14 protein-coding genes and 1 tRNA gene are annotated in these 16406 nt (G+C 67.5%); 7 read left to right on the top strand and 8 right to left on the bottom strand.

The window, feature by feature from the left end:
- Window positions 1-765, top strand: coding sequence for a helix-turn-helix domain-containing protein (locus TPAU_RS06800; protein ID WP_013126021.1), 765 nt, complete (start codon window positions 1-3; stop codon window positions 763-765).
- On the opposite strand, the gene TPAU_RS06795 is transcribed toward TPAU_RS06800, so the two are convergent.
- From TPAU_RS06795 to TPAU_RS06775, 5 genes are all read right to left on the bottom strand, one after another.
- Window positions 756-2645: a S9 family peptidase gene (locus tag TPAU_RS06795; RefSeq protein ID WP_013126020.1), complete on the bottom strand. Its 1890-nt coding sequence runs from the start codon at window positions 2643-2645 to the stop codon at window positions 756-758. The genes TPAU_RS06800 and TPAU_RS06795 overlap by 10 nt on opposite strands.
- 70 nt (window positions 2646-2715) lie before the next feature.
- Window positions 2716-3882, bottom strand: coding sequence for an alpha/beta hydrolase (locus TPAU_RS06790; protein WP_013126019.1), 1167 nt, complete (start codon window positions 3880-3882; stop codon window positions 2716-2718).
- Window positions 3883-3954: 72 nt separating this feature from the next.
- On the bottom strand, window positions 3955-4614 hold the full coding sequence (locus TPAU_RS06785) for a response regulator (protein WP_041944331.1): 660 nt from the start codon (window positions 4612-4614) through the stop codon (window positions 3955-3957).
- The gene (locus TPAU_RS06780; RefSeq protein ID WP_013126017.1) at window positions 4607-6238 is read right to left on the bottom strand and encodes a sensor histidine kinase; all 1632 of its coding nucleotides are present in this window, start codon (window positions 6236-6238) and stop codon (window positions 4607-4609) included. Before TPAU_RS06780 ends, TPAU_RS06785 begins: the two co-directional genes overlap by 8 nt.
- 28 nt (window positions 6239-6266) lie before the next feature.
- Window positions 6267-7703 carry a CitMHS family transporter gene (locus TPAU_RS06775; RefSeq protein WP_013126016.1) on the bottom strand — a complete coding sequence of 479 codons (1437 nt, stop codon included), beginning with the start codon at window positions 7701-7703 and terminating at the stop codon, window positions 6267-6269.
- A gap of 285 nt (window positions 7704-7988) precedes the next feature.
- Here TPAU_RS06775 and TPAU_RS06770 point away from each other — a divergent pair, with 285 nt between their 5' ends.
- Window positions 7989-9734 carry a carbohydrate-binding domain-containing protein gene (locus TPAU_RS06770; protein WP_013126015.1) on the top strand — a complete coding sequence of 582 codons (1746 nt, stop codon included), beginning with the start codon at window positions 7989-7991 and terminating at the stop codon, window positions 9732-9734.
- A gap of 221 nt (window positions 9735-9955) precedes the next feature.
- Window positions 9956-10414: an FAS1-like dehydratase domain-containing protein gene (locus TPAU_RS06765; protein ID WP_041944330.1), complete on the top strand. Its 459-nt coding sequence runs from the start codon at window positions 9956-9958 to the stop codon at window positions 10412-10414.
- A gap of 24 nt (window positions 10415-10438) precedes the next feature.
- On the opposite strand, the gene TPAU_RS06760 is transcribed toward TPAU_RS06765, so the two are convergent.
- Window positions 10439-10512 (bottom strand) — tRNA-Arg (locus TPAU_RS06760).
- Between the two features lie 88 nt (window positions 10513-10600).
- Between TPAU_RS06760 and TPAU_RS06755 the strand changes: the two genes are divergently transcribed.
- From TPAU_RS06755 to TPAU_RS06745, 3 genes are read left to right on the top strand one after another with little or no spacing between them, the layout of a single operon-like run.
- Window positions 10601-11866, top strand: coding sequence for an oxygenase MpaB family protein (locus TPAU_RS06755; protein ID WP_013126013.1), 1266 nt, complete (start codon window positions 10601-10603; stop codon window positions 11864-11866).
- Window positions 11867-11913: 47 nt separating this feature from the next.
- Entirely contained in the window at window positions 11914-12477 is a 564-nt protein-coding gene (locus TPAU_RS06750) for a PadR family transcriptional regulator (RefSeq protein WP_041944795.1), read from the top strand.
- A 9-nt stretch (window positions 12478-12486) separates the two neighbouring features.
- Entirely contained in the window at window positions 12487-14517 is a 2031-nt protein-coding gene (locus TPAU_RS06745) for an NADPH-dependent 2,4-dienoyl-CoA reductase (protein WP_013126011.1), read from the top strand.
- Between the two features lie 3 nt (window positions 14518-14520).
- Here TPAU_RS06745 and TPAU_RS06740 read toward each other — a convergent pair whose 3' ends face one another.
- Together TPAU_RS06740 and TPAU_RS06735 are read right to left on the bottom strand one after the other, a co-directional pair.
- Window positions 14521-14919 carry a PPOX class F420-dependent oxidoreductase gene (locus TPAU_RS06740; RefSeq protein WP_013126010.1) on the bottom strand — a complete coding sequence of 133 codons (399 nt, stop codon included), beginning with the start codon at window positions 14917-14919 and terminating at the stop codon, window positions 14521-14523.
- Window positions 14916-15353, bottom strand: coding sequence for a DoxX family protein (locus tag TPAU_RS06735; RefSeq protein WP_013126009.1), 438 nt, complete (start codon window positions 15351-15353; stop codon window positions 14916-14918). The genes TPAU_RS06740 and TPAU_RS06735 overlap by 4 nt, the downstream gene beginning before the upstream one ends.
- A gap of 180 nt (window positions 15354-15533) precedes the next feature.
- On the opposite strand from TPAU_RS06735, the gene cmrA reads away from it, so the two are divergent.
- Entirely contained in the window at window positions 15534-16340 is an 807-nt protein-coding gene (gene cmrA, locus TPAU_RS06730; RefSeq protein WP_013126008.1) for a mycolate reductase, read from the top strand.
- Window positions 16341-16406: the final 66 nt, after the last annotated feature.

The following is a 16406-nucleotide window of genomic DNA, read 5'->3' as shown; positions in this document are numbered from 1 at the left end:
ATGCCCTGGAGCACCAGAGAGCTGGCCGATCTCGCGGGCACGACGGTGCGCGCGGTGCGGCACTACCACCACGTCGGCCTGCTCGACGAGCCCGTTCGGCAGAGCAACGGGTACAAGCAGTACGGGGTCGGGCACCTGTTACGGCTGGTGCGGATCAAGCGGCTGTCCGAGCTCGGATTCTCACTCCAACAGATCGCCGGGATGGGTGATGCCCAGACGCTGAGCGCCGGTGCCGTCCAGGCACTGGACGCGGAGCTCGCGGAATCGATCGACCGGATGCAACAGGTGAGAGACGAGCTGGCCTCCCTGCAGAGCGCGGAGATGCCCACAGACCTCCCCGCGGAAGTCGCGGAATACGTCACCGACATGTCGGATGCCGACCGGTCGCTCATCGTGGTGATGACGCGGGTGCTCGGCCCATCCGGGATCACGGCCTACGCGGATATGCTGCGGTACTCGTCGAGGCTCGGTCCGGACGCCGATCCGACCGGACCCGAATTCGACGCCCTACCAGCGGACGCCGATGAGGCGACCCGGCTGTCACTGGCCGAACGAATGCTGCCCTACTCGATCGCCCTCATCGACAACAATCCAGCGGTCGCCACCGCGACCCTGGAATCCCCCGGCGGGGCGGGGCATTTCGCCCGGACGATCGCCGAGGCGATGCGCGATGTCTACAACCCTGCGCAACTGGACGTGTTGGCCCGGCTGGGCGTGTTGATGGACGCGCACCGCGCCGCGACCGCCCCAAGCGATCAGGGCTGATCCACACTCCGCCCGCCGAGATGGCGGGCCAGGAACCGCTCGGTCGCGCGGTACATGTCCATCACGTTCTCCGGGTTCACGAAACCATGGCCCTCATCGGATTTGATCATGTAGTCGACGTCGCCACCACGCGCACGCAAAGCCTCCACGAGGTTGTCCGACTCCGCCTGCACCACCCTGGGGTCATTGGCGCCCTGCACCACGAAGAGCGGGGTGCGGATGCGGTCGACGCGGGTGATCGGCGACCGTGCGAGCATATCGGCCTCCTGCACCGGGTCCGCTGGATCACCGACGTACAGGTACCAATTGTTGGTCAGGTACGGCCGCGCGGTCTCAGGTGCGGTGCGCATGAAGTTCGGGAGGCTCGAGATGCCCACGTAGTCGATCGCGGCGGCGAAGACGTCCGGGGTGAAGGTGACCCCCACCAGTGCCGCGTAGCCACCGTACGAACCGCCGAAGATCGCGACCCGCGCGGGATCGGCGTAGCCGTGGCCCACCGCCCAGTTCACGCCGTCGATGAGGTCGTCGTGCATCGCGGCCGCGAACTCGCCGATCGCGGCCTTGGTGAACGCCTTCCCGTAGCCCGTCGACCCTCGGAAGTTCACCTGGAGCACGGCATATCCGCGGTTGGCCAACATCTGGACAGCGCCCTGGTAGCCCCACGAGTCGCGGTACCACGGGCCGCCGTGCACCAGCAGGACGAGCGGCAGGTTCGTCGGTTCGATACCGACCGGGAGGGTGAGGAAGCCGGGCAGCGCGAGGCCGTCCCGCGCGGGGATCGTGACCGGTGTCATCGGCGCGAGCAGTTCCGGATCGAGATGCGGGAACGGGCGAAACAGCAGGCGGGACTCCCCCGTCCCGTGGTCGTAGAGATAGGTGACGCCGGGGTCGCGGTCGTGCACGAACGAGACCACCCAACGCCGGCCTTCCCGATCGGACGAGAGCGCGCCCACGTCACCGTCGGACAGCGCCCTGATTCCGGCGAGGACCTCGGCGAATCCGATATCGAGGGCATGGATCTCCTGGCGCTCGCCGAGGTAGCGCACACCCAGCAGTTCGCCGGTCGCGCGGTCGAGGATGAGCGGTGAGGGCAACACCGGCGAGACCAGACCGGTGGTGTCGAGGTCGAGAGTCGGGTGACTGTCCACCTCGATCTCGGTGCCGGTATTGACGTCGAGGCGCACGACCCGCGTGCGGTCCGTGCCGGTGCTGGATCCGATCCACAGGTCACCGTCAGGGGTGGCAGTGATCGGGAAGATGCCCAGTGGGTAGTCGGCACCGTCGAACCGAGCGAGGGGCCGCAACGCGCGCTCCTGCGAATCCCAGCGGCAGATCTCGATATCACCGTCCTCGTCCTGGGTGGCGGCGAACAGGTTCCCGTCGCCGTAGACCCACCCGGCGACGTTTCCCGGGTTGCGCTCGACCAGGGTCAGCGCGCCCGTGGCGATGTCGATCTCGAACACGTCGAACTCATCGACCTTGCGGTTGTTGAGCGAGACGATCGCGGTCCCCGGCCGCGAGGTCGGTAGCTCCATGAGAAAGGCGGTGGCCCCGTCGAACGGGGTCAGGTCGACGGCGGGCGTATCGGGATTCTCGAGATCGACGCGATGCAGGTGCCAGCGCTCGTCACCGCCCCGGTCCTGCAGGTAGAGCAACCATCGCGGATCGTCGGTCCAGTGGTACATCTGCACACTGCGGGTCGCGTCCGCGGTCACGCAGCGAGCTGGCGCGTCGCCGTCGAGCTCCTCGATCCACACATTGAGCCGGTTCTCCCACGGCGCGAGGAAGGCCAGGCGTGTGCCATCGGGCGAGATCTTGGCCGCCGCGCGGACGGGAGAGTCGAAGAACTCCTCGATGGTGATGATGTCCGGCAGTGCCATGGCGCTCTCCTGTCGTCGTCGGTATGTGACTCCAGGAGAAACCATGCCGTAGCGGCATGGTCAAGCGGCGCTACGCGAAGATCCGCGCGAGGAAGGGCGTGGAGTCCTTCATCGACTCCAGGACGGCTCCGCCGTGGTCGGCATTCGGGTACTGATGCAACTCGACGTCGGTGCCGCTCTGACGTAAGGCGGCCGCCAGCGCGATCGACGAGGCGACGGGCACATCCCGGTCGCGCAGGCCGACACCGAGGAACACCGGCCGGTCGTACCCGGATGTCGGCGTGCCCATGTACCGGTCGAGCGCCTCGGATGCCCCGGGCAGCGAGGCGATGTCCTTGGTGAAGAACCCGGTGGGCGATGCTCCGGTCAGCGAATCGCTGAGTTGCGCATAACACTGCACCTCGGCCTTCGCGGCGGCGTCCTTCCCCTTCGGGCTGAGTACCGAATCCACGTTCAAGCCCGGGTTCGCCTCGCGGAACCCGGCGAGGATGTACGCGGTATACGCGGTGGCAGCCGAGCCCAGCCCTGCGGGCAGCGTGAATCCGGGCCCGGCCTTCTTGATGATCTCCTCGATCTTGAACGGCGTCCCGGTCGCGACCACGCCTCGGTAATCCAGTCCGCTGCCCGCGCTGAACCGAGTAGCCCATCGCGCGCTGTTGATCGCCGCGCCGCCGCCCTGCGACTGCCCGACGAGCGCCCACTTCTTGGCCAGGTTCAGCGACCGGTCGGCCTGCGCGGAGACCACCGAATCGACCACGCTGTGTGCGGTCGCGACGCTGTTGAGGTAACTCATCAGGCCGGGCGTACCCAGCCCGGCGTAGTCCGAGGCGACGATGGCGTACCCCTGCTGCAGCCAGTGCCCGAGGTACTGGGCATCACGTGCCGAACGGGGATTGGCGGACGGTGCGCAACCGTCGCCGAGACCGACGGTGCCGTGCGCCCACGCGATCACGGGCCAGCCGCCCGCCGGGGGCGTGCCCTTCGGCGTGAAGATCGCTCCGGTGCTGGTCGCGGGCCGACCGTGCTGATCGGTGGTCGAGTACAGGACCCGCCTCGCGGTACCGGCCTCCGGCAGCGAGAGCGCGGGGGCAAGGGGCACGGAGGTGATCAGCACCCCGCCGCGCTGCGGAACCGCCCCGCTGTATCCGGCCGCGTCGAGACCGGACCAGTCCGGCGCCGCCGAGACGGGCGCCGCCGAGACCGCGACAGCCGCCAGAATCGCGACTCCGGACATCATCCACCGATTGATTCGCATGCGAAGAATATAGCGACCCGCGCCCGCACCGACCCGCCCTTCGCGGACTACCTTTCAGGCCAGTGCATATCGCTGCCGGGGACGCCCCGTGGTGCCGTATTGCAATGCCATCGTGAGTGTTCCGGCGCGGACCTGATCGGCGAGGTAGCGGCGCGCCGTGGCGGGTGAGACCCCCACCCTCTCGGCGATCTCGTCGGCGAGAAGCGGGCTTCCGGCGTCGCGCAGCGCGTCGACGATCCGCCGTTCGGTCACCGAACCGCCATCATCCCGCTTCGGGACGACGCGTTCGGATCGAAGCGCCGAGGCGGCGGCATCGATCTGCTCCTGGGTGATCGCCCCACCGTCGACGATGCGACGGTACGAGGTGTATCCGCCTATGCGGCGGGCGAGTTCGGTAGCAGGGAAGGGTTTGATCAGGTACTGCAAGGCGCCCGCTGCGAATCCGGCGCGGATACTGGCGGCGTCGTCGGCGGCGCCCAGGATGAAGGCGTCGCAGCGCAATTCACGGACGAGATCGATGCCGGATCCGTCGGGCAGATAGACATCGACGAGCGCCAGGTCGACGCGCTCGCGCGCGATGACCGCACGAGCCTCGGACACCGTGCGGGCCGATCCCACCGTGACGAGACCTGGCATGGTGTCGACGATCTTGGCGTGCATGGCGGCGACGCGGAAGTCATCGTCCACCACGAGGACTCGGATCTCGTCAGTCATCATCGCGCACTCCCTCCGGGAGGGTGGCCATCACGGTGGTGGGTTCGTCGGCACCGGCGCCGCCCCGTGAGACGACGGTGACATCGCCGCCGTGGCCCCGGGCGACCTGTCGCGCGATCGCGAGCCCGAGCCCACGCCCACCGGGCACGGTCGGATCGGCACGAGTGGAGATTCCCTCGGCGAACGGATCGTCGATGACGAAGCCGGGGCCGCTGTCGGAGACCACGATCGCGAGGTCGACTCCGTCGCGCAACACGTCGAGCTCCACCTCGCGGGGTTCACCGGCATCGGCGGCCGCGTCGATCGCGTTGTCGATCAGGTTGCCGACCAGAGTCGTGGTGTCGACCGGGTGGGTGAGCACACCGACCAGGGCCGTATCGGCGCCGACCCGCAGCGCGACCCCGCGTTCGTGAGCGCGGGCGGCCTTCGCCGCGACGAAGGCCTTCAGGTGCGGTTCGTCGAGCCGGTCCAAACCCGAGACCGGCGTGACGCCCGCCCGTCCGGCGACCTCGTCGAGATAGGCGAGAGCCTCGTCGGTCCGCCCGTCCCGGAGCAGCCCGGCCACCACATGTACCCGGTTCGCGGACTCGTGACGCTGCGCTCGCAGCGCTGCACTCATCGCCTGCACCGAGTCCAGTTCCCTCGTCAGCGCCTCGATATCGGTGCGGTCCACGGCGGTGAGCACGGTGCCCAGGTCTCTGCCTTCTCGATGCACGCGCCGCGAAGCGACGAGCACCACCCGTTCGTTCACGGCCGCCGCGACCGGTCGCTCGGTCGGGTTCGCGACCACTCCGGCGACGCGAGTCGTGAGACCGAGTCCGGCCAGCGGCGTCCCGGGTTCCGCTGTGACACCGAGCAGCTCGCGAGCGCGTTCGTTGATCACCCGCGCGACTCCATCGGCGTCGATCGCGATCACCCCTTCGGATCCGGAGTGCAGCACCGCGTCCTGTTCGCGGATCAGCTCGGCCATCTCCTCGGGTTCGAGTCCGAGGGTGAGCCGGCGCCAGCGTCGGGCGAGCAGCCCGGAACCGATGATCCCGACCACGAGGGCCAGTGCTGCCAGCCCGATCAGCAACAGGAGTGCCCGGCGAGCGGCGTCGGCGACGGTGCCCATCGGCACGCCGACGCTGACCAGGCCGACCACGGCTCCGTCCGGGCCGTAGACCGGCGCCTTGGCACGCACCGAATCGCCCAGGGTGCCTCGTTGTTCCGTGACTTCGACCCCACCTGCGAGAGCGATCGACGGGTCAGTACTCAGTGGCTTGCCCAACTCGGCCGGGTCCGGGTGGGCGATCCGGTAGCCCGCGTCGTCGGCGATCACCACGAACAGCACACCGGTCCGGTCGGTGACCGTCTGAGCCTGGTGCTGGAGCGGCCCCGCGCTGAGTTCCGCCGGCGTCGCGGGGTGCCCCTGCCTGCGGGCCGCGGACTGCACCGAGGCGCCCGATCGGACATCGGTGTCGGAGGCGACGGTTTCGGCGATCGCCTGGGCACGATGCCCGTACTCGGCGCGGGTCTCCGTCTGCACCCGATGCAGCACGATACCGAAGCCCGCGCCCAGGCTCGCGATGATGATCACCACCTGGAGGAGGAGGATCTGCGTGCGCAGCCTGAACCCGGGCATCCGTCCAGCTTAGTCATCGGCCAGGCTCTCAGAAAGGGATCTGGCCGAGCCCGACGCCCACCACCAGCATCAGGATCGACACCGCGGCGGCACGCCACAGCACCTTCTTGTGGTGGTCGGCGAGCCCGACGCCCGCCAACGCGACCAGCAGCAGGATCGCAGGAACCAGCGGGCTCTGCATGTGGAAGGGCTGACCCGTGATCGAAGCACGGGCCATCTCAGCGGCGCTGATGCCGTAGTTGCTCGCAGTCTCGGACAGCACAGGCAGGATCCCGAAGTAGAAGGCGTCGTTGGACATCAGGAAGGTGAACGGGATCGACAACACGCCGGTGATCACCGCGAGGTGCGGCCCCATCGACGACGGAATGATGCTCGTGACCCAGGCCGCGACCGCTTCGACCATGCCGGTGCCCTTGAAGACACCGGTCAACACCGCCGCGGCGAACACCATCCCGACGACGGAGACGATCGAACTGGAGTGCCGGGTGATGGCCTCCTGCTGCTCAGCAACCTTCGGGAAGTTGACGATGAGAGCGATGGCCGCGGCGATCATGAACAACACCGGGATCGGCAGCAGATCCAGAGTGAGCACCGAGAGCAGAGCGGCGGTGAGGGCAGCGTTGAACCACAGCAGCTTCGGCCGCGCGAACTCGCCGGACGCGGCGGTCAGTGCCGACGCGGCAGCACCGGTTTCCTGCGCAGTCTCATCGACTCCCCCGAGGTCCGTCTCCCGGTGGCCCGCACCGCCGGTACCTCGCGCAACCGGCGCGCCAGTCGGGGCCGCGGGCGGCGTGGGGCCACCGGTCGCCCCGCCTCCGACACCCGCCAGCACCCGCTCGCGCACCGTGATCGTGCCGATCCGCTTGCGCTCCATCAGACCCAGGTGCCAGGCGAAGGCGAGCACCAGCACCATGCCCGCGATGAGCGAGGGGATCATCGGCACGAAGACCTCCGACGGTGAGATCTTCAGGGCTGCAGCGGCGCGGGCGGTCGGTCCTCCCCACGGGAGGATGTTCATGGTGCCGTTGGCGAGACCGGCGACCACGGTGAGCGCCACCGGGCTGACTCCGAGTTTGAGGTAGAGAGGCAGTAGTGCGGAGGTGGTGACGATGAACGTGGTGGAGCCGTCGCCGTCGAGTGACACGACCCCCGCCAGGACGGCGGTGCCCAGGACCAGCCGGGCCGGATCGTCGCGCACGAGCCGCACGACGGCGCGGACGACCGGGTCGAAGAGACCCACATCGATCATCACGCCGAAGAAGACGATGGCGAAGAACAGCATGGCCGCGGTCGGCGCCAAGTCCTTGATGCCGTCGGTGATCATCTTTCCGATCCCGGTACCGGCACCCGCGAGCAGACCGAAGATCACCGGCACGGCGATCAGTGCGACGATCGGCGTCGCTCGGCGGGTCATGATGACGACCATGAAGGCCGCCACCATGGTGAGTCCCAGGACTGTCAGCATCTACGTCTCCTCGGTATGAGTGATCGGGGTCACAGGAGAGCATCGGGTCGACCGCCGTGCAGGCGCGCCCTTGTGCGTGATTCCCACCCTTTTGCGCGTTTCGCTCGAACGAGCGCCGCGGCTTTCCGCCGAGAGGCCGCGCACACTCCACGTTGTGAATTGTGTTGCAGGTGTGGCAATTGTGATAAAAAGACACTCGATGGGCGATTACCGCGCACTCGACAACCACGTTGAATCCTCGCGGGCATCGATGCTTCAAGACAGTGAGCACCAGAGGAGCCCGCCATGATTCGCCAACCCGTTCTGATCCGCACGACCGCAATACTTTTCACGACGATCCTCATGACCAGCGTGATCGCCGGCACGGCCGCGGCCGCCCAGACGACGATCACCCCCTCGGCAATGCGCACCAACTCGCTGCTCGCAGGTGGCCCCACCTACGACCCCACTGCGGGCACGGTGATGCGACTGTCGAACAACGGGACGATCACGATGCCCATCGCCCCCGCGGGAACGGCGACACTCACCGTGCGCGCTCGTGCCGATCTGTGCAAGGGATCACCCGTCGCCACACTGAAAGCCGGCGGCGCGATCCTCGGCACGATCGACGTCACATCGAGCAGCTGGGCCACCTACCGGGTGAGCGGCACGGTGCCACCCGGGCCGAACACTCTCACGATCGAGTACGCGAACGACTACTTCGAGTTCCTCCGCTGCGACCGAAACCTGTACGTGGCGTCCGTGACGATCGACGACGCCGGCGCCCCGGAATCGTGCCCTGCCAACCAGTTCCGCGCACGTTACTTCAACAACACGACGGCGACAGGAAGCCCGGTCGCCGTCCAGTGCGAGAACGCTCCGGGCGGCTCCTTCACCGGATCGCCACTGCCCGGCGTGAACGCCGACAACTTCTCTGTGGAGTACTCCGGTGCGATCGACGTCCCCGCGACCGCCGACCACATCGTCTCCACCACACTCGGCAACGTGGGAGCACGGGTATGGATCGATGACGACATGGTGCTCGACAAGTGGACCCCACAGTGGGGAACCACGAACATCACGAGGCCGATGACACAGGGCCGCCATCAGGTTCGCGCCACCTACTTCAATACATCCGGTATCGCACACTTCGGCTTATCGCTTCCGCGCGCGACGCCGGGGCCGGCCTCCAACAACGGTAACTACTTCGCGGCCGATTCGTTCTGGAACCGACCGGTGCCGCCGAACGCCATCGTCGACCCGCGCAGCGCGGGGTGGATCACCACCTTGGACAGCACGACCTCCGATGGCGTGTGGATCAACAGCACCGACTGGTCGACCACCGTCTACAACGCACCGCCCGGCACGCCGACCACCAATATCACCGTGACCAACTCCAACCGCACAGTGACCATTCCGTATCTCCCGTCGTACCAGCCGACCCGGGACGCGGACGCTCATCTCGCGGTGATCGACGATGCCACCGGTTGCCTCTACGAATTCCAGTCCTTCAACGCCTCTGCCAAATCGGCGATCGCGCAGGCCACGTACAAGGCGTACACCGGCTCCGGCGGGCACACGGCCGGACCGTCCCACGCCGGCGGCGAGTTCTCGTACCTCGCAGGCATGATCACTCCACAGGACGTGGCATCGGGTGTCATCGATCACGCCCTGCGGTACGCGATCCCGCTGGGCGCGCCGTCGTACGTCTACCCCGGCACCCGGACCGACGGTTCGACGATCGGCGGAGTTCCCCAGGGAACACGCCTGCAGCTCGACCCGAATCTCGACCTGAACCAGTTCGGCCTTTCTCCGTTCCAACTGATGGTGGCGCGGGCCCTACAGCAGTACGGCGGGTATAACGCCGATGGGGCTTCAGGCGTCTTCGCCCTGTACGCACGGAGCACCGTGGACGGAACCACCTACCCGCAACCCATCCAACCCCTCCCTGACGCTCTCGTCCGGCACATGCGATTCCTCGCGCCGTCGACGTCGTCGACGGAGATCTACCTGGACCGTGCCGACGACCCCACTTGCAACCAACAGCGCTAATTCACTCTCCAGCAGGGTCGTGACAACGGTCACTGCATATCGGACCGGCGTCCAGCACGAACACCCGGAACGCCGGCACACCTTTGCGAATGCGTCAGGCGCGCACCGTCGCCCGATTTGGCAGGCCGCCCCATATCAGCTAAAACCAACCTGTGGATGATAGTGTTCAGCCCACCGACTCTCACAGCCCCTGGGACGTCTGGTTCAGCGATGCTTTCCAAGTGACCACCGAGGGCGTGCGCAGCTTCGGCCGTGCGACAGGGTGCTGGCACACTCCCTCGCCCTCACTCGGGATCCCGCCGGACGACACTCCGGTGCCGTCGACCCTGCTCGCCGCGCCCACCCTGCACGCGGTGGCCGCGGTAGTCGCCCAGCAGATCAGCAGCCCGAACATGTCGCGCATCTTGCATGCCGGCCAGTCGTACACGTACATCGAGCATCCCCGAATCGGCGACCGGGTCGACATCGGCGCACGACTGGTGGAGCGAACCCACCGCGGCGGCGCCGACTTCTTCGTCGTCGAGACCGGTGCGTACGTCGACGGTGCGCTACGAATCACCGGCACCAGCCGCATCGTCTACGCGGGCGACGCCGACGACGTGTTGACGCTCAGCGATGCCGTGGTCGACGAGGTCATGCTGGCCGGCACCGGCCCGAGTGCGCAGCGCGCACACTCCTGACCGGCGGGTCCCGCGATTCCTCTGCGCCCCCGGCAGGAATCGAACCTGCGACCTAGGGATTAGAAGGCCCTTGCTCTATCCAACTGAGCTACGGAGGCTTGGCGTAGCGATCCTAGCGGAGCGCCGCGAGGACTCCCGACGGCCGCGTTCCGACACCGCACATCGTCCAGATGCTAACGTCCCGATGTGACGAGTGCCACACCCGCAGCCTTCCGGTGGAATGCCGCCCGTACCAGCGGGCGGCATTGCCGAGTCCGGGACGCGATCCTGCGGTGCACCGGATTCGACCTCTTCCCCACGGATGAGATCGCTGCGGAATTCGCTCGATTGCGCACCGTCGGCGACCCCCTCGCCGAACGCTTCGTCAGCACCACCACCGACGGCGACCTCGGCCCCGAGGCAACCCGCGCGTTCGTGGACCTCGCGCTCTCAGAAGGCGTCGACGCCGCACTGGGCGCCGTCGACGTGGACGCGGGGACCGAACGGGCGGCTCGAGAATTGTTCGCTCACTTCGAGAACGTTCCCGACTGGGTGGATCCGACACTCATCGAGCGGGGCGCCGCAGTCTGGCGACGCTGGGGATACGACCTCGGCGCGGTGGGCAACGCCGGCACCCTGGACACCTACACCGAGGGCTCACTCGCCGTCCCCCTATCCCTCTCCGGCGGCTACGCCGGGGCGTCGGCGCTCCACCGGTTCCTGGAGACCAGTCGCTGGTGGATCGAGGTGAGCCGCCCCGGCGCGTTACTGACACCGAGGTCGCTCGGTCGCGCTCTCTCGATGCGGGTGCGGATCATGCACGTGTCGGTGCGCCGGGGCGTGATGCAGCACCCGGAGTGGGATTCCACGCGGTGGGGCCTCCCGATCAGCCAGGCTGAGATGCTGTTGACGCTGCTCGGCGGCAGCGTCGGGCCGGCGAGCGGGCTGTACGCACTGGGATACATCACGACGCCAGCCGAGATCCGGGCCGCATTGCACTTCAACCGCTACCTCGGGCATCTCCTCGGCGTCAGCGCCGAGGAGATCTTCCCGGAGACAGTGGCGGACGGTCTGCGCCTGCTGTACATGTTCGACGCCTCGCGTTCGCACGACTCCGGCCCGGTGGGGACGGAACTCGTCGAATCCTTCGTTCCGGCATTCGGTCCGCAGCCCGGTCAATCACGCCGTGACCGCGCCCGGGCCCGCTGGCACGCGACGGTCCAGTCCGGACACACCCGGCTGTTCATGCTCCCGTGGAACCGGCGCCGGTTCCACCTTCCTGCATCGCTTCCCGGCGTGGCGTACCTGGTCGCTCGAACGCCACTGATCGCGGGGGTCGAACTCGCACGGCACCTGAGTCCGGCCGTGGACCGGTTCTGGCAGCGACGATCGGTCGCGACGTGGGAACGCTGGCATCACTGGGCGCTGGGCAACGAGGAAACCGCGTTTCGGGCGGGTGCCCTACGACGCTAGTACGCAACTAGTTGCATAGCAATTGCTTGCACGGTAGCGTGGCCGGCGTGGCCCTCGAACATGCGCTGCTCGTGTCCCTGAGCGAGCGATCCGGCACCGGGTATCAGCTCACCCGCCGCTTCGACCGGTCCATCGGCCACTGGTGGCGGGCCTCCCACCAGCAGATCTACAAGACTCTGGGGCGGATGACGGACAGCGGACTGGTCACCTTCGTCGAACAGGCGCAGGACGGTAAGCCCGATAAGAAGGTCTACTCGATCACGGACTGCGGCCGCGCCGCGCTCTCGGAGTGGATCCGCACCCCCGGCAAGGACGTCACCGACCGCCGGGAACTCGCCACCAAGATCCGCGGGGCCGCACCGTCGGACCTGCCCGACCTGACCGCCGAGATCCGGCGGATCCGCAACCTGCACGCAGAGCGTGCGGCTCTGTTCCGCGCGTTCGAAGCCGACGACTATCCGTCTCCCGCAGACCTCACCGGCACGGCGCTGCAGCAGTACCTCGTGCTGCGCGGCGGCGTGCTCTCCGAGCAGGGCACCGTCGACTGGCTCGACGAGGTCCTGGCCGCCCTCACTCCCGTAACACCGCAGCTTCAGCCCATCGCAGACTAAGGATCAGCCATGACCGCGAAGTACCCCCTCCTGTTCGAACCCCTGGACCTGGGCCACACCACGCTGAAGAACCGCGTGGTGATGGGCTCGATGCACACCGGCCTCGAGGATCTGCCATGGGACCTCGGCAAGCTCGCCGCCTACTTCGCGGCGCGTGCCAAAGGCGGTGTCGGCCTGATCATCACGGGCGGATACTCCCCCAACATCACGGGCTGGCTGCTGCCCGCCGGCGCGAAGATGTCGAGCCCGATCGATGCGATCCTGCACAAGCGGGTGACCGACGCCGTGCACGCCGAGGGCGGCAAGATCGCGATGCAGCTGCTCCACGCAGGCCGGTATTCCTACCACCCGCTCAGCGCCTCCGCGAGCTCGATCAAGGCTCCCATCAACCCGTTCAAGCCGCGCGCGATGCACGATCTCGAGGTCCGCAAGACCATCAGGGACTTCGGCAATGCCGCACGTACCGCCCAGAAGGCCGGCTACGACGGCGTCGAGGTGATGGGCGGCGAGGGATACCTGATCAACCAGTTCCTCGCCGCACGCACCAACAAGCGCACCGACAAGTGGGGCGGCTCCGCAGAGAACCGTCAGCGCTTCCCCGTCGAGATCGTCAGGGAGATCCGCAAGCGCTGCGGTGAGAACTTCATCATCGTCTTCCGGCTCTCCATGGCCGATTTCGTCGAGGACGGCCAGACGCGCGAGGACATCATCTCGCTGGCGCACCAGCTCGAAGCCGCCGGTGTCGACATCCTCAATACCGATATCGGCTGGCACGAGGCCCGCGTCCCCACGATCGTGACCTCGGTGCCCCGCGCCGCTTTCGCGGCCTTCACGGCGGACGTCACGCGCGCGGTGAACATCCCTGTCTGCGCAGCGAACCGGATCAACATGCCCGCGACGGCCGAGGAGATCCTCGACCGTGGCGACGCGCAGCTCGTGCAGATCGCCCGTCCCTTGCTCGCGGACCCGGAGTGGGCCAACAAGGCTCGCGAGGAGCGAGCCGAGGAGATCAACACCTGCATCGGCTGCAACCAGGCCTGCCTGGACCACGCCTTCGTCCACAAGAAGGTCTCCTGCCTGGTGAACCCGCGGGCGGGTCGCGAAACCGATCTCGTGCTCGCCCCGACGCGATCGGCCAAACGCGTCGCCGTCGTCGGCGCCGGGCCCGCGGGCCTGTCCGCCGCCGTCAGTGCCGCCGAGTGCGGCCACAAGGTGGAGCTGTTCGAGGCCAGCGATCACATCGGCGGCCAGTTCGGCTACGCCGCGAAGATCCCCGGCAAAGAGGAGTTCAACGAGACTATTCGGTACTTCACCACGATGCTCGACCGGAATCAGGTCACCGTGCACCTGAACACCCAGGCGAGCGTCGACGATCTGGCGGGCAAGTTCGACGAGGTGATCATCGCGACCGGCGTAGTACCCCGCGTCCCCTCGTTCCCCGGCGTCGACCACCCCAAGGTGATCACCTACGCCGAGGCGATCAGTGGCGCCAAGGAGATCGGCGACACGGTCGCCATCATGGGCGCCGGCGGCATCGGCTTCGATGTGGCTGAGTTCGTCACCACCGACAAGTCCCCCACCCTGCACCTCGACGAGTGGAACGCCGAGTGGGGCGTCACCCGCCAGGGTGACGTGCCCGGGTTCGTCACCAAGCCGAACCCGGCACCGTCGACCCGGTCCAAGGTGTACCTCCTCCAGCGCAAGACAACCCCGCAGGGCATCGGCTTGGGCAAGACCACCGGCTGGGTGCACCGCGCCTCGGTGAAGATGAAGAAGGTCGAGCAGATCTCCGGGGTGAACTACGAGAAGGTCGACGACGCGGGCCTGCACATCAGCTTCGGCGAGGATCGCAAGGACGCGCGCGTGCTCGACGTGGAGACCGTGATCCTGTGCACCGGCCAGGAGTCGGTGCGCGACCTCGACGCCGCGCTCGCCGAGCGCGGCGTGAAGGCGCACGTGATCGGCGGAGCCGCGCTGGCTGCTGAGTTGGACGCTAAGCGGGCGATCCGCCAGGGCACCGAGGTGGCCGCCGCGCTCTGAGCCCTACTTCAGGGCGTTGCCGCTGAACCGGACGGGGCGGATCGCGATCTTCACGCGATCCGCCGCATCCGGGGGAACGACCGATCCCTGGCCGTAACGCTCAGCGAGCCGGGTGTACAGCGACCCGGTGGGGTCGGGTTCGATCCGGTCCAGCTCGCCCCGGATCTCCAGGTAGCCGTACGGATTCCCCTCCGGCAGGACAGAGATCGCGACCCGCGACTCGTGCTGCAGGTTGCGATACTTCTGCCGGAAGTCGGTGTGGGTGAACCAGATCAGGCCGTCCTCGAAGAGGAACCACATCGGGTTCACCTGGGGCGCACCGTCCGGCCGGACGGTGGCGAGGTCGACGACCAGGGGCTGGCCGAGCAGAGTGCGGGCGGCGGCGGGAATCTCGGCGGTCATACCGCAGACTCTGCCGCATCCTTCTCCGTCGCGGGGGCTTGACCGTCGTTGCGGCCCCGTCCGATCAGTGCGTCGAGGCTGATCGGTCCCGGTCCGGTGAAGGCGAAGAGCAGCAGTATCCAGCAGTACAGCACCGACAGCTCACCGTTGTTCGCCAGCGGCGAGAGGCCATCGCCCGCGTGGTACGCGAAGTACGCGAATGCCATGGACCCGGAGGTGATGATCGCAGCGGGCCGCGTAGCCGCGCCGAACGCGATGAGGAGACCGCCCACCAATTGGATCAGGGCGCCCCACCAGGAGGGCCAGGCGAACACGCCGGGGCTCGACTGCGGACCGTCGAGGAAGCCCCAGTACGTGGCGGCGCCATGGAGTGCGAACAGCACGCCGATCACGATGCGGAGAGCGGAGAGATAGTAGAGCGCCCAGCGATTCATGTCGTCACCTTTGCTTGAGCCGAAGTGGTGAGGCTAACCTAAATGAGGTGCCCGCGGAGTGCCACTCGAAGCGACATCATCGCAGGTCCAGCATGATCGCAATCATCGGGAACGAGCAGTACCGTGATGCCCGATCTCCACGATCCCGCCTCCGCGCGGACCTCAGATAGCATCTGCTCCATGCCTGTACCCGCACCCAATTCCTCTGCACGCGCCGTTGTGACCGGGGGCTCCTCCGGCATCGGCGTGGCCCTCGCGACCGAGCTCGCCCGCCGCGGCCACTCCGTGATCCTCGTGGCCCGCAGCACCGGCCCGATGGAAGAGCTGGCGGCGAAGCTGCGCGCCGAGTTCGGCGTGGAGGCCGAGGTCCGCGGTGTCGACCTGTCCGATCACGTCGCCCGCGACGAGCTGTGCACCGAGCTCGCGGGCCGGGAGATCTCGATCCTCTGCAACAATGCCGGAACCGCGACCTTCGGCCGCGTCATCGACCTCGACTTCGACTACGAGCGCGCGCAGCTGGAGCTCAACGCCAACGCCGTGCACGATCTGACTCTCGCGGTGCTGCCGCAGATGGTCGAGCGCGGCAACGGCGGCATCATGATCACCGGTTCGGCGGCGGGCAACATGCCGATCCCGAACAACGCCACCTATGCGGCGTCCAAAGCCTTCGCGAACACCTTCTCCGAATCGCTGCGCGGCGAACTCAAGAACACCGGCGTGCACGTCACGCTGCTCGCTCCGGGACCCGTGCGCACCGAACTCCCCGACCCCGAAGACCGCTCCACCGTGGAGAAGGTCGTCCCCGAATTCCTCTGGGTCAACACCGAATACACCGCCCGCATCACCCTCGATGCGCTGGAGAAGAACAAGATGCGCGTAGTACCCGGGCTACTGTCCAAGGGCATGTCGCTGGCCGGCAACTACACCCCGCGCGGCATCATGGCCCCCATCGTCGGCGAGATGTACAAGAAGCTCGCAGGCAACTAGACGCGGAACGGACTTCGGGCCGTTGGGATGCCTTCCATGGCACCCCAACGGCCCGAAGTTCTCTGC

The sequence above is a fragment of the Tsukamurella paurometabola DSM 20162 genome (genome assembly GCF_000092225.1).
GTDB lineage: Bacteria > Actinomycetota > Actinomycetes > Mycobacteriales > Mycobacteriaceae > Tsukamurella > Tsukamurella paurometabola.
Note: the sequence above shows the minus strand (reverse complement) of the source record. Positions and strands in the feature narration are given on the sequence as shown.